12 protein-coding genes are annotated in these 13,009 nt (G+C 62.7%); 3 read left to right on the top strand and 9 right to left on the bottom strand.

The features are described from left to right. Nucleotides 1-78: 78 nt before the first annotated feature. On the bottom strand, nt 79-1,458 hold the full coding sequence (dbpA, locus tag PG887_RS13960; protein WP_039039771.1) for an ATP-dependent RNA helicase DbpA: 1,380 nt from the start codon (nt 1,456-1,458) through the stop codon (nt 79-81). A gap of 527 nt (nt 1,459-1,985) precedes the next feature. Between dbpA and PG887_RS13955 the strand changes: the two genes are divergently transcribed. Continuing rightward, the gene (locus PG887_RS13955; RefSeq protein ID WP_041214374.1) at nt 1,986-3,191 is read left to right on the top strand and encodes a NupC/NupG family nucleoside CNT transporter; all 1,206 of its coding nucleotides are present in this window, start codon (nt 1,986-1,988) and stop codon (nt 3,189-3,191) included. Nucleotides 3,192-3,298: 107 nt separating this feature from the next. On the opposite strand, the gene PG887_RS13950 is transcribed toward PG887_RS13955, so the two are convergent. The 3 genes from PG887_RS13950 to PG887_RS13940 all read right to left on the bottom strand — a co-directional run bounded on the left by PG887_RS13950 (nt 3,299) and on the right by PG887_RS13940 (nt 4,748). Further along, nucleotides 3,299-3,856 (bottom strand): cytochrome b/b6 domain-containing protein, encoded by a 558-nt coding sequence (locus PG887_RS13950; protein ID WP_041214375.1) that lies wholly within the window; start codon nt 3,854-3,856, stop codon nt 3,299-3,301. Between the two features lie 48 nt (nt 3,857-3,904). Then, the gene (locus tag PG887_RS13945; RefSeq protein WP_010672753.1) at nt 3,905-4,174 is read right to left on the bottom strand and encodes a PepSY domain-containing protein; all 270 of its coding nucleotides are present in this window, start codon (nt 4,172-4,174) and stop codon (nt 3,905-3,907) included. A gap of 121 nt (nt 4,175-4,295) precedes the next feature. Beyond that, on the bottom strand, nt 4,296-4,748 hold the full coding sequence (locus PG887_RS13940; RefSeq protein ID WP_143237006.1) for a YaiI/YqxD family protein: 453 nt from the start codon (nt 4,746-4,748) through the stop codon (nt 4,296-4,298). Between the two features lie 130 nt (nt 4,749-4,878). On the opposite strand from PG887_RS13940, the gene zntB reads away from it, so the two are divergent. Next, nucleotides 4,879-5,844, top strand: a complete 966-nt coding sequence (gene zntB / locus PG887_RS13935) for a zinc transporter ZntB (protein ID WP_171865294.1) — start codon at nt 4,879-4,881, stop codon at nt 5,842-5,844. A gap of 9 nt (nt 5,845-5,853) precedes the next feature. Further along, complete coding sequence (locus tag PG887_RS13930; protein WP_039039767.1) at nt 5,854-6,372, top strand: mechanosensitive ion channel domain-containing protein; 519 nt, start codon at nt 5,854-5,856, stop codon at nt 6,370-6,372. Nucleotides 6,373-6,408: 36 nt separating this feature from the next. Here PG887_RS13930 and PG887_RS13925 read toward each other — a convergent pair whose 3' ends face one another. From PG887_RS13925 to PG887_RS13905, 5 genes are all read right to left on the bottom strand, one after another. Further along, entirely contained in the window at nt 6,409-6,657 is a 249-nt protein-coding gene (locus tag PG887_RS13925) for a hypothetical protein (protein WP_010672757.1), read from the bottom strand. A 69-nt stretch (nt 6,658-6,726) separates the two neighbouring features. Then, nucleotides 6,727-8,517, bottom strand: a complete 1,791-nt coding sequence (locus PG887_RS13920) for a cation:proton antiporter (protein WP_041214376.1) — start codon at nt 8,515-8,517, stop codon at nt 6,727-6,729. 94 nt (nt 8,518-8,611) lie between these two features. Next, nucleotides 8,612-9,133, bottom strand: coding sequence for an MltR family transcriptional regulator (locus PG887_RS13915; RefSeq protein WP_270821979.1), 522 nt, complete (start codon nt 9,131-9,133; stop codon nt 8,612-8,614). A 97-nt stretch (nt 9,134-9,230) separates the two neighbouring features. After that, entirely contained in the window at nt 9,231-10,376 is a 1,146-nt protein-coding gene (locus tag PG887_RS13910; RefSeq protein WP_052815685.1) for a mannitol-1-phosphate 5-dehydrogenase, read from the bottom strand. 37 nt (nt 10,377-10,413) lie between these two features. After that, the gene (locus tag PG887_RS13905) at nt 10,414-12,342 is read right to left on the bottom strand and encodes a PTS mannitol transporter subunit IICBA (RefSeq protein ID WP_270821978.1); all 1,929 of its coding nucleotides are present in this window, start codon (nt 12,340-12,342) and stop codon (nt 10,414-10,416) included. Nucleotides 12,343-13,009 lie beyond the last annotated feature (667 nt).

Genomic DNA, 13,009 nt, shown 5'->3' with positions numbered 1-13,009 from the left:
GTCTTGCCGCATGGCGGCGAATGATATGAAACAGGCGCCTGTCAGGCGCCTGTGGTCTGGCCGGGCGTGTGAAATACCTTAGCCCAGTTTGCGGGCACGGTAGCTGCGCCCCTTGATCTTGCCTTCCTGCAACCGCTTGAGGGCGGCGCTCGCCACCTGGCGCTTCACCGCCACGTAGGAGTACTGCTCGGAAATCTGGATCTTGCCCACATCGGCCCCGGCAATGCCGCCTTCGCCGGTCAGGGCGCCGAGGATGTCACCGGCACGCACCTTGCTCTTGCGGCCCGCATCGATGGAGAGGGTCACCATCTGCGGCGCGATCGGCTTGATGTCGCGGCCGATCCCGGCCAGGTCGCCCTGGGGAATGGGGGCCTGCTGGTACTCCTCGATGAAGTTGACGCGCTGGGCCTCGTTCGGCTGGTAGAGGCTCAGGGCCAGGCCCTGCTGGCCGGCGCGGCCGGTACGGCCGATGCGGTGCACATGCACCTCGGGGTCGTAGGTCAGCTCGTAGTTGATGACGGCCCCCAGCTCCTTGATGTCGAGGCCGCGGGCCGCCACGTCGGTGGCGACCAGTATGGTGGCGCTGCCGTTGGCGAAGCGCACCAGCACCTGATCCCGCTCACGCTGTTCCAGGTCACCGTTCAGCGCCAGCGCCGAGAAGCCCTTGGCGGCCAGGTGATCGGCCACGTCGTTGCAGGCGCGCTTGGTGTTGCAGAACACCACGCAGGAGCCCGGTTGGTAGTGGCTGAGCAGCCAGGTGAGGGCATCGAGGCGCTGGCCGGCCGGCACTTCATACAACTTCTGTTCGATGGCGCTCTCTTCGTGCAGGGACTCCACGCTCACCTCCACCGGGTTGCGTTGCACGCCGCGGCTCATCTGGGCGATCCCTTCCGGATAGGTGGCGGAGAAGAGCAGGGTCTGGCGATCCCGCGGGGCGTGGCTGATGACGCGGTTGATGTCTTCGCCAAAGCCCATGTCCAGCATGCGATCCGCTTCGTCCAGCACCAGCGTCTTGAGGTCGTCGAGCTCAAGGGTGCCCTGCTCCAGGTGCTTGAGGATCCGGCCCGGGGTGCCGACGGCGATGTGGGCGCCAAAGCCCAGGGTGGCGGATTGCGGTGCGGTCGGGGTGCCGCCGCACAGGGTCACCAGCTTGACGTTGGGCAGGGTGCGGGCGAGACGGCGGATCTCGGTGGCCACCTGATCCGCCAGCTCGCGGGTCGGACAGAGCACCAGCGCCTGCACGGCCAGCCGGTTGACGTCCAGCTTGGCCAGCAGACCCAGGCCGAAGGCCGCGGTCTTGCCGCTGCCGGTTTTCGCCTTGGCGATCAAATCTTTGCCGTCGAGCACCAGGGGCAGGCTCTGGGCCTGGATCGGGGTCATCTGCAGATAGCCCAGGCTGGCGAGGTTGTCCTGCAGGGCGGAGGAGAGGTTCAGGCTGCTAAATTCGCTGTTGTTCACAAAAGGACTCTATGTCGGAAAACCAGAAATGGGGGGGCGCGGTGCGCAAGGGGGCGCATCATACCAGAATGTGCCGCCGGATGCGGTGAATATTTGAACGGTTGGCGTCATGGGTTGCCGATGGAGGCTTCTGTCTGCGTTGGCGGGCTTGTGGTATGTAAAAAGAGCACAATGGAACAGGGTGGTCATGGCCAGATCATGATGAATGGCGAGAAAACGTTTTTAATTAAACATGCCCTGGTGATGATGAGTCATCGGAGGATGCCATATGGGATATGGCCGTTATTCAATCTATATACGAATGAGGAATAAAATTAACGAATTGGCATAACTTATTGTTTTTGATTTATTTTTAAACTTCCCAAGTGACGATTAATAATTATGTGCCTTGGCAATTAATTTAAAAACGTTTGTATTATTTCGCATGCATATTTTTACCGCGGATTGTGATGATTCTCTGATTTTTAAATATGCAGTTCTTTATGATGGCGCCGGTCAAAAATAACAATTCAATGGGTGCTACTGGTATGGAATACGTTCATTTCGTGCTCGGACTCGTGATGGTCCTGGCATTGGCGTTGCTGGCAAACCGCCGCAACTGGAAACAGATCAAGCTGCGTTACATCGGCCAGCTGCTGGTGGTCGAGCTGGCGCTCGCCTGGTTCATGCTCAACTCCGAAGTGGGTCTGGCGGTGGTGGGTGGCTTTGCAGCCGGCTTCACCAAGCTGATGGAGTTTGCCAAGCAGGGGACCGACTTCGTGTTCGGCGGTCTGGTCAACGAAGGGGCTTTCTCCTTCTTCCTGATGGTGCTGATGCCCATCGTCTTCATCTCCGTGTTGATCGGCATTTTGCAGTACATCCGTCTGCTGCCCATCGTCATTCGTGGCATCGGCACCGTGCTGGCCAGGATCAACGGCATGGGCAAGCTGGAGTCCTTCAACGCCATCAGCTCCATGATCGTCGGTCAGTCCGAGAACTTCATCGCCCTCAAGAACATACTGCCGCACCTGAACGAGAAGCAGATGTACACCCTGGCGGCGACGGCCATGTCCACCGTCTCCATGTCCATCGTTGGTGCCTACATGCAGCTGATCGAGCCGCGCTACGTGGTGGCCGCGCTGGTGCTCAACATGTTCAGCACCTTCGTGGTGCTCTCCCTCATCAACCCCTACGAGCCCGACAACACCGTGACCGATGCCAAGGCGCTGGCCGAGGGTGACGAGCACCACACGCCGAAGAAGGAGAACTTCTTCGAGATGCTGGGGGAATACATCATGGCCGGTTTCACCGTGGCGGTGATCGTCGGTGCCATGCTGGTGGGCTTCATCGCCCTGATCGCCCTCATCAACTACCTGTTCGAGGCGGCGTTCGGCGTCAACTTCCAGCACGTCATGGGCTACATCTTCTATCCCGTTGCCTGGATCCTGGGCATCCCGGGCAGTGAAGCGCTGCAGGCCGGCTCCATCATGGCGACCAAGCTGGTGACCAACGAGTTCGTGGCCATGATGGATCTGGGCAAGATTGCCGCCGAGCTCTCCCCGCGCACCGTCGGCATCCTCTCCATCTTCATGGTGTCGTTCGCCAACTTCAGCTCCATCGGCATCATCGCCGGTGCGGTGAAGGCGCTGAATGAAGAGAAGGGCAACATGGTCTCCCGCTTCGGTCTGAAGCTGGTCTATGGCTCCACCCTGGTGAGCCTGCTTTCCGCCGTTATCGCCGGTGTGATGATCTAGGTCCTCCCCCCGCGCTGCTCATGACGACCCCCTGCCTTGGCAGGGGGTCGTTTTTTTGGGCAGATGAGCGGGTGAACTGAGGAGGGGACTGGTCGGCAGCCCGGCCATCAAGCGCGGGGGTCTTCCACCTTGATGTTGGCGGGGACCCGCTTTTTGCCCAGCACCATGGCGCGGACCAGATCGCTGCGGGTGAGGCGATCGGTCAGGAGTACCACGGCCGCATGGACGCCAACGGCGGCCATCAGGGTGTTGGCGATGATGCCGTGCAGCTCCTCCAGCCACTCCTCGCCCCAGAAGGCATCCCAGGTGGTGAGCCAGCCGGTGACGACGGTCCCGACCAGGGACAGCAGCAGCAACCAGATCATCAGGGAGCCGACCGGATTGTGGCCGAGGTAGTAGGGGTGGCGCCCCTGGGCGAGCTGGCGCAGGTAGTAGCGGACCCGGGCAGGGGTTGGCCACCACTGGCCGAAGCGGGCGTAATAGGGGCCGACCAGCCCCCACAGCAGGCGGATGATGAGCAGGATGCCCACCGCGTAGCCAGCATATCTGTGGGGTTTGCTGCCCTCTTCCAGCACGAAGAAGTTGAGCAGGCAGAGAGTGACGGTCGCCCAGTGAAACACCCGGATGAGGGGATCCCAGACTTTCACTTCAGAGGCAGGTGTCATGGCAAGGCTCCATGGTGGGGGCCGGGGGAAGACCGGCCCGGGGCGGCGTTACTCGTCGATCTCTTCTTTCACCTTTTTCAGGTCGGTCGGGTCGAAGTAGATCTCGACCTTGCGCTTCTCCTTGTCCCAGCCGTAGATCTCGTAGCAGCCGGTCTTGGTGGCCTTGAACTTCTTGATGTCGTATCCCATCGCCTTGATCTGCTGCTGGGCGTCGGCTTCGCTCATCCACTTGCTCTTGTCGGCCTGGGTGCATTGGGGGTCGGCCAGGGCTGCGCCGCTCAACAGGGGGATCAGTAACAACAGGGGGGTCAGTTTCATTGCTTGCTCCTTGCGGGTGGTTGGGTCAACAGTCGCAAGGCTAATCAAGGCGCATTAAGGAAGAATTAAGGGAAAAGGGAACTGAATGGCTCTCCCCGGCGGTGGACCGGGGAGAGGGTGATCAGCTCAGCTTGCCCCTGACCAGCCACTTGTCCAGCGCATTGGCGAAGCGCTGCTTGTCGGCGGCGTTGAAGGGCGCAGGGCCACCGGTCTGGACGCCGGTAGAGCGCAGCTCCTCCATGAAGTTGCGCATCCCGAGCCGTGCCTGGATGGTCTCCCGGGTGTAGATCTCGCCCCGGGGATTGAGCGCCTCGCCCCCGGCGTCGATGACCCAGGAGGCGAGGGGAATGTCGCCGGTGATCACCAGGTCGCCGGGCTTGACCTGCTGGGCGATGACATGATCTGCCACATCGAAGCCCTTCTCCACCTGCTGGGTCTTGATGAAGGGGGAGGGGGGGACTCTGAGCCCCTGGTTGGCCACTAGCGTGGTCACCACCTGGGCGCGGTGGGCGGCGCGGTAGAGGATCTCCTTGACCGGGATGGGGCAGGCATCGGCATCAACCCAGATGGGCATGGCATGGCTTCCTGTGTCTGGAACGGGTGGCGCATCTTAGCATGGCTGGTGCGGGGCGGCTGCCCGGGGCTGAGTCGTCCCCGCCTTTGGTGTAAGCTGGGGCCTGCACATGAAACGAGAAGGAGACGAGATGGATCGGGTGCCCGGTGACGTGATTTATGGCCTGACCCTGGACGGCAAGGGGGGCATGACCCCGCTGGCCGAAGGTAGCGAGATCCCCGGTGCTCAGCCCGGCTGGCTGCATCTGGACTATGGCAACCCGGAGTCGGCGCGCTGGCTGCTGCAGACGCCGCTGCTGGGGGAGGCGGCCCGTGAGGCCCTGCTCGGCCAGAGCAATCGTCCCAAGCTGGTGCGGATGGGGGAGACGGTGCTGCTGATCCTGCGCGGCATCAACCACAACAAGGATCACAGGCCTGAAGAGATGGTGGCCCTGCGGATCTTCATCACGCCGGATCTCATCATCAGCAGCCGTCGTCGTCCGCTGCTCTCCGAGAAAGATGTGTTCGAGCAGCTGTCGTTGGGGGGCGGTGCCGACACACCCGCCGACTGGCTGGTGGAGATATGCGACGCCCTGACCGACCGGGCCGGGGAGTTCGTCGAGGAGCTGCACGACCAGATCCTGGATCTGGAGGAGATGGTGCTGATGCGCGACCTGCCCGCCAACGGTCGGCTTGCGCGCATCCGCAAGCAGCTCATCATGATCCGTCGCTACCTCTCCCCTCAGCGGGATCTGGTGGCGCGCCTGGCCAACGAGAAGATCAGCTGGCTGGACGAAGATGACAGGCGACGCCTGCTCGACATCGCCGACCGCTTGCGGCGCTGGCTCGACGATCTGGATGCCGGGGTGGCGCGCACCGCCGTGCTGGCGGACGAGATCAACAACCTGATGGCGGAGGCGACCAACCGCCGTGCCTACCAGATGTCGGTGATGGCGCTGCTGTTCCTGCCCGCCAGCTTCCTGACCGGCCTGTTCGGCATCAACCTGGGGGGGATCCCCGGGGCCGAGAGTCCGACCGCCTTCTGGGTGTTCTGTGGCTTCCTGCTGGTGCTGGCGACCGGACTGGCGGTCTGGCTCAAGCACAGGCGCTGGTGGTAAGGAGTGAACATGACGACATGGGAATCTTTTGGCGTGACCCTGCTGCTGTTGCTGGGGCACACCCTGGTGCGCGGCCTCATTCACAAGAGCCTGATGGCCCTTGGCCAGAGCCGGCAGGTGAGCGAGAACCGGGTACTCTACGTGGAGCACGTATTCCACTTCCTGCTGGGCTGCGCCACCTTGCTGATCCTGGCCGGGGTCTGGGGGCTCGACTTCTCCCGGCTGGTGGTGCTCGCCTCCTCCTTCTTCGCGGTACTGGGGGTCGCCATGGTGGCCCAGTGGTCGATCCTCTCCAACATCACCGCCAGCATTACCATCTTCTTCGCCTTCCCCTACAAGATTGGCGATCGCATCCGCATCCTCGACAAGGATGACTCCGTCACCGGCATCATCACCGAGATCGGCCTCTTCTACGTGCGGGTGCGGGATGACAACGGCGATCTGGTCACCTATCCGGCGAACCTTATTCTGCAAAAGCCGGTGAGGCGGCTGGAGGGAAAGGAGGCTGAGTCCACGCAGCCGGAATGAGAAAAGGCTCCCTCGGGAGCCTTTTTCGATGGCTGTTCAGCGTTCGAAGAAGCGGTAGAGGTGCTCGACCTGGACGGGGCAGTCGGCCACCAGGTGGATGTGGTCCCGTGCCTCCTCGGTGGACGAGAAGCTCATGGGGCACCCCAGGGTGTCCGTCATCACGTAGAGGTGGCCGTCTTGCCCCCTGAACTCCACGATCCAGCCGGGGGAGACGATGTCGTGCATGATCTCCGCCTCCTTGAACCTGTGCTGCTGGTGAAGAGCGCGCAATTCACTGACTGTCATGACATCCTCCTATGACTCATGGCGCCACCCTCAAGTCTAGTTCTCCTTCCCGGTGGCGCCGTCATCGGATCAGGGCCCCGTCGCCCCCTCCCGGGGTGGTTGCAGGGCGATCAGCAGCTCCCCGGGCAGCGGCGTGACAGGGCCGGTGACCACCCTGGGTCTGGCCTTGGCATCCAGCACGAACAAAGGAATGGCGCCGGGATTGGCCTCCTGATACTGGTCCCAGTCGAAGGTGTCGCTCAGGCGGGTCGCCTTGATCTGCCCGCCCCGGCTCAGCAGGCCGCTCAGCCTGGCGAAGTTGATGTCGGCGCCGAACAGGTTCTGGCGGGCACGGAAGGTGGCGCTCTCCCGGTTGGCCTTGCCGTGCTGTTCGCTGGAACGCAGGGAGTGGACCTTCTCCTCCCCGTAGAGGTGGGCGAAGTGCAGCACCCCGAGGGCGTTGTTGTGGCGGCTGGGAGAGAGCGCCAGCACGGTGCTGATGCTGGTGAGGGGCAGGTGCCGCTCGGCGTGCTCCGACTGGGGGTTGCCGAAGTAGCAGGGCAGGCCGCTCATGCGGGCCAGCTTGCAGTGCTCCCAGGCAGGATCGGAGAGCTGCACCGGGATCCCCTGATCCGCCAGCGCCTTGCCGATGGCCCGGGCCACCGAGTTGGCGCCGATGAGCAGCCAGACATTGGGGGCGCTCTGGCGCATGTCGAGCAATCTGGCCAATGGCGTGGCCGTCAGGCTCTGCAGCACCACGGTGAAGATGATGACCGCAAACACCAGGGGCACCAGCTTGTCGGCATCCTCGATGCCGGCCTCGTGCATGCTGATGGCGAAGGAGGCGCTGACCGCCGCTGCGACTATGCCCCGGGGGGCTATCCAGGCGAGCAGGGCGCGGGCGCGCCAGGGCAGGTCCGACCCCCGGGTCGAGACCAGGATGCAGAGCGGGCGAGCCACGAACTGCACCACGCACAGCAGGGCCAGCACCATGGGGCCGAGCTGCCAGAGCTGGGCCAGATCGAGGCGGGCTGCCAGCAGGATAAAGAGGGAGGAGATAAGAATGACGGCGAGATCCTCCTTGAAGGCCAGCACCTCCTCCAGATCCAGCCCCTCCTGGTTGGCGAGCCAGATGCCGAACACCGTCACCGCCAGCAGGCCGGATTCGTGACTGAGCCAGTCAGACAGGGTGAAGGTCACCAGCACCAGCGCCAGTACCCCGAACTTGTGCAGGCTGACCGGCAGCCAGTCCTTGCGGATGAGCAGGGTGGTGAGCCAGCCGGCACCGACCCCGATGAGCGACCCCACTCCCACCGTCTTGGCCAGGGCCAGCAGGGTATGACCGACCAGATCTCCCTGGCTGCCGAGGCGCACCGCCTCGAACACCAGTACCGCGAACAGGGCGCCGATGGGGTCGATGACGATCCCCTCCCAGCGCAGGATCTTGTCCACCTCCCGGACCGGGCGGATCACGTTGAGCATGGGGGCGATCACCGTGGGGCCGGTCACTACCAGCACGGCGCCGAGCACCATGGCGACCCGCCAGTCCAGCCCAAGAAGGAAGTAGCTGGCGGCGCCGATGACTGCAAAGCTGGTCACCATGCCGGTGGAGCAGAGGTTGCGTACCACCTTGCCGATCCCCTTGAGTTCGGTCAGGTGCAGGGTCAGCGCTCCTTCAAACAGGATGATGGCGACCGAGAGGGAGACCAGGGGAAACAGCAGATCCCCCAGCAACTGATCGGGATCGAGCAGACCGGTCACCGGGCCGAGCAATAGGCCGCTCAGCAGCAGGAACAAAATGGCGGGAACGCGCACGGACCAGGCAAGCCATTGGGCGAGCAGGGAGATGAGGGCTATTCCGGCGAGGGAGAGAGCAATCATGCCAACCTCGTACAGGTGATGGGGTTGGACCTAGTGTAGCGGGGAAGGGGGGCAAGATGACACCCGCCAGGCGTGCAGGGGAGAGCCGCTCAGATCAGATGGGGCTCTCTTTGTGGAGTTCGGTGACGCAATCGGTCACCGCCAGCACCAGGGCGGAGCGCACCATCTGATCGAGCCGGTTGAGCTGCATCTGGTAGAGGGGCCAGTCCTCCTCGTTGGCCGGGGGATCCTGCGGCATCATGCTGCCCTGCTGGATGGCATTCAGGCGCTCGAGCAGATCGCGGACCGGCTTGTCGCTGAAGCGGTAATCCTTGGGGTCGCGTACCAGAAAGTCGCGGATCTTCAGGTATGCCTCGAGATCCTGATAGCGCTCGAGGGAGATGAGGCCGAGGGCGAAGATGAGCTTGAGGCGCACCTCCAGTTGGCCGAGGGGGCTGCTCTGGTTGAGCAGGGGTTCGATGGCGTATTTGACGGCATACTCCTCCTGACGAAAGGCTCGTCGCATCAGGGAGTCGACCGCCTCTTCCAGGATGGTCACGACCTCGAGAAAGAAGCCGCGGGGGCCATCCTGCTCGTTCAGTCGCTCCAGTACTTCATCTTCCTGGTGTGTGGTCATAAGTGCTTCGGGTCCGGCTGACAGGGGGAGAGCAGGCCCTCCCCCGGTTTGTATCGTATGGGGTCCGTCACGGGCGGTGTGACGCCACCCCATCAGGTCACTTCAGGTTGTTGTAACGGGCGACGATGGTGCGTACCACATCGCTGTGCTCATCCAGGCCGGTGACGCGGGCCAGTGTCCGTGCCGGACCAAGTTCCGCCAGCATGGCCTGCAGCTCCACCGCCTGGGGATCGTCCTCATTGCGGTAATGCAGTGCGGCGGCGATGCCCTCCTGCAGGTGATCGCTCGGCAGGCCGTACTCCAGGGTGCCGAGCAGTGGCTTCACCAGCCTGTCCCCCGCCGCCAGCTTGCGCAGCGGCTGGCGACCGACCCGGTCAATCTCGTCCACCAGATAGGGGTTGGCGAAGCGGGAGAGGATCTTCTCGATGTAGGCGGCGTGCAGGCGCGGGTCGAAGCCGTAGCGTTTCACCAGCACGGCCCCGCTCTCCTCCATGGCGCGGCGCACCTTGCTGCGGATCAGCGGATCCTCGATCGCCTCGCGCACGGTGCGATATCCCCTGAGCTTGCCGAGATAGGCGGTGACGATGTGGCCGGTGTTGAGGGTGAACAGCTTGCGCTCGACGAAGGCCATCAGGTTGTCGGTGGGTTCCATGCCTGCCACCTGGGGCAGCTCCCCCTTGAACTGGGTCCGATCGACAATCCACTCGCTGAAGCTCTCCACCGTCACCTCCAGGGGATCGTCGTTCGCCGCGGCGGGCGGAACGATGCGATCCACCGCCGAGTCGACGAAGCCGACGCACTGCTCGAGGGTGGCATGATACGCGACCGGCAGGTACTTGAGTACCTCCTCCTTGAGGTGGCTGGTGCCGCGCACCATGTTCTCGCAGGCGATGACGTTGAGGGGAGTCAGGTTGCCGGCATCGAAGCGGGCCTGCAGCCCCTTGGCCAGGGTGCTGGCAATCTTGTCCAGGATGTTGGGGCCGACCGCCGTGGTGACCAGATCGGCGGTGATGATACGGGCGATCACCTCGTGTCCGGCCGAGCTGACGGCGGCAACGTTGCGCACCACGTCCAGCTTCTGATCCGTGCCCACCACGTGCACCTTGTACTCCTGGCGGTGGTTGAGCTGGTCGATCAGGGTCTCGTTGACGTCGGCAAAGGTGACCTGATGGCTGGCGTCAGCCAGCAGTTTGCCGATGAAGCCCCGACCGATGTTACCGGCACCAAAATGCAATGTTTTCATGATATTAACCTCTACAACCAAAGACGATGACGGATGATTACGCGGCCTGCTCGGCCCCCAGCAGATCCAGGAACTCCTGGGGGTCCTGGGTGCTGGCCAGACGGTCGACGAGACCGGGCTCATCCAGTGCATTGGTCAGGCGGGTTATGACCTGTATGTGTTCATCGTTGCGGGCGGCAATGCCGATGACCAGGCGCGCCACTTCATCGGAGCCCTCGCCGAAGGCGACCCCGGCAGGGTACTGGCAGATGACGATGCCGGTACGCTTCACGTGCTCCTTGGCGGCGATGGTGCCGTGGGGCACGGCGATGGATTCGCCGAGGTAGGTGGAGACCAGCTGTTCGCGCTCCAGCATGGCGTCGACGTAGTCCGGTGCCACATAGCCTCGCTCGGCCAGCAGCTTGCCGGCGGTCACGATGGCCGCTTCCTTGCTCTCGGCCTTGAGGCCCAGGTGCACGTCCTGCAGGCTAAGGGTGAAGACTTCCGGCTCCTGGGGCTCGTAGCTGTCGTCGTTGGCCGCCACCAGCAGTTGCGGGTTGGCGACGTCATCGTTGGCCGCGTTGGCCAGGCTGAGGTTCTGCACCAGCTCCTGATAGAGGGCGTTGTCGAGGAAGTTGGTCAGCGAAATGTGCTGTGCATGCGGCGCATGGCGACGGGCACGGTCGGTGAGATCCTTGTGGGTGATGACCAGGTCGACCTGATCGTCCAGGTTGTTGATGGCGCGGTTGGTGACGCTGATGTTGAGGCCGGCGGCCTGCACCCGCTTGCGCAGCATGCCGGCGCCCATGGCGCTGGAGCCCATGCCGGCGTCGCAGGCTACGACGATGTTGCGTACTGCGGTCAGCTCGGCACCCGGCTTCTTGGCCGCTGTGGTCTCGGGTCTGGCACCCTTCATGGCCTTCATCTTGCGAGTGGCTTCATCCAGCGCATCGGCCTCGTCGGCTTCCGGCTGCTGGGCGCGAACGAACACGGAGGCGACCAGGAAGGAGACGGTGGCAGAGGCGGCGATGGAGAGCAGCACCCCGATCAGGGAGGCTTTCGGCGTCATCAGCAGCACGGCGAAGATGGAGCCCGGGGAGGCGGGGGAGACCAGACCCGCGTTGAACAGGGTCAGGGTGAAGACCCCGGTCATGCCACCGGCGATCACCGCCAGGATGAGGCGCGGGTTCATCAGCACGTAGGGGAAGTAGATCTCGTGGATGCCGCCGAAGAAGTGGATGATGGAGGCACCGGCAGCGGACTGCTTGGCGGCGCCGCGACCGAACACCATGTAGGCCAGCAGCACGCCGAGGCCCGGGCCCGGGTTGGCTTCAATCAGGAAGAAGATGGAGCGGCCCTGTTCGGTGGCCTGCTGGATGCCCAGCGGCGAGAAGATACCGTGGTTGATGGCGTTGTTCAGGAACAGGATCTTGGCCGGTTCGACGAAGATGGAGGTGAGCGGCAGCAGACCGTGGGCGACCAGGAAGTCGACGCCGCCGGCCAGGGCACCGGAGAGCACCTTGACGAAGGGACCGATCACGAAGAAGGCGAGGATGGCCAGCAACATACCGATGATGCCGGCGGAGAAGTTGTTGACCAGCATCTCGAAGCCGCTCTTGACGCGACCCTCCATCGCCTTGTCGAAGCGCTTGATGGCCCAGCCACCGAGCGGGCCGACCATCATGGCGCCCATGAACATGGGGATGTCGGTCCCCACGATGACGCCCATGGTGGTGATGGCTCCGACCACGGCACCCCGGTCACCCCCGATCAGCTTGCCGCCGGTGTAGCCGATGAGCAGGGGCAGCAGGTAGGTGATCATGGGGCCGACCAGCTTGGCCAGCGTCTCGTTTGGCAGCCAGCCGGTGGGGATGAAGAGGGCGGTGATGAAGCCCCAGGCGATGAAGGCGCCTATGTTGGGCATGACCATATTGGACAGGAAGCGTCCAAAATTCTGTATCTTGACTTTGGTATCCGGTGATAACATGTCGGGACCCCGTTTTAAGCCTGTGTGATTAAAAGTGGTAGTCGGGATGACGAGTTTTGCCGAACTCCCATCCCAGTCGTCTAAGCAACTTCAATCTACCAGCTTGTGATCAAATTAGGCTGAAAACGGGGTGTCTTGTGACCTGGATCTCAAATACCCCGACCTCCCCCCTCCCGGTATAGTGATGACGATCACAGTCAGTCGCTGTATTTCGGCTACATTTCGATCTTCTCGCCTCTGGGTGTCAATTTTTTGTGATTGATGTCTCTTTTTGTGGTTTGCGCAAATGCGGTATCAATGTGACTATCGTCACAAAGCCAAATTTTGCACTCAAACGAGTCATGTTTTGTCGCCTCGTATTCGCAAGTAATGACGATGGATATGCCTCAATTCATCGTTAATCACCAATGAATCATTTATTTTGTAACCCACTTTCAGTTTTTCCCCCGAGAGGATCGGTTCCGACAAGGCCTCTTGTGACGCCCGGGTGGCGGATCCTGATCCGCTCCCGTCTCGATCCTCCCTGCCGGTCGCGACGCAGGCTGGGGCCTGCGAGCGGGTCTCCCATTCCGTCTGCCCGCGGAGCGCAGCCATAAAAAAAGGTTCATCGCGGCTTTCCGGGGAAGGCCGCCTTGATTTTCAGAAAAAAGTATTCTGAGTCCCTAAA

This window comes from Aeromonas sp. QDB14, assembly GCF_027707845.1.
Lineage (GTDB): Bacteria > Pseudomonadota > Gammaproteobacteria > Enterobacterales > Aeromonadaceae > Aeromonas > Aeromonas caviae.
Note: the sequence above shows the minus strand (reverse complement) of the source record. Positions and strands in the feature narration are given on the sequence as shown.

Excerpts from the sequence above, each read along its gene's own strand:
- PG887_RS13905 (WP_270821978.1), bottom strand. The coding sequence starts at position 12,342 with ATGTTATCACCGGATACCAAAGTCAAGATACAGAATTTTGGACGCTTC.
- PG887_RS13915 (WP_270821979.1), bottom strand. The coding sequence starts at position 9,133 with ATGACCACACACCAGGAAGATGAAGTACTGGAGCGACTGAACGAGCAG.
- PG887_RS13925 (WP_010672757.1), bottom strand. The coding sequence starts at position 6,657 with ATGACAGTCAGTGAATTGCGCGCTCTTCACCAGCAGCACAGGTTCAAG.
- PG887_RS13955 (WP_041214374.1), top strand. The coding sequence starts at position 1,986 with ATGGAATACGTTCATTTCGTGCTCGGACTCGTGATGGTCCTGGCATTG.
- PG887_RS13950 (WP_041214375.1), bottom strand. The coding sequence starts at position 3,856 with ATGACACCTGCCTCTGAAGTGAAAGTCTGGGATCCCCTCATCCGGGTG.
- PG887_RS13910 (WP_052815685.1), bottom strand. The coding sequence starts at position 10,376 with ATGAAAACATTGCATTTTGGTGCCGGTAACATCGGTCGGGGCTTCATC.
- zntB (WP_171865294.1), top strand. The coding sequence starts at position 4,879 with ATGGATCGGGTGCCCGGTGACGTGATTTATGGCCTGACCCTGGACGGC.
- PG887_RS13940 (WP_143237006.1), bottom strand. The coding sequence starts at position 4,748 with ATGCCCATCTGGGTTGATGCCGATGCCTGCCCCATCCCGGTCAAGGAG.
- PG887_RS13920 (WP_041214376.1), bottom strand. The coding sequence starts at position 8,517 with ATGATTGCTCTCTCCCTCGCCGGAATAGCCCTCATCTCCCTGCTCGCC.
- PG887_RS13945 (WP_010672753.1), bottom strand. The coding sequence starts at position 4,174 with ATGAAACTGACCCCCCTGTTGTTACTGATCCCCCTGTTGAGCGGCGCA.
- PG887_RS13930 (WP_039039767.1), top strand. The coding sequence starts at position 5,854 with ATGACGACATGGGAATCTTTTGGCGTGACCCTGCTGCTGTTGCTGGGG.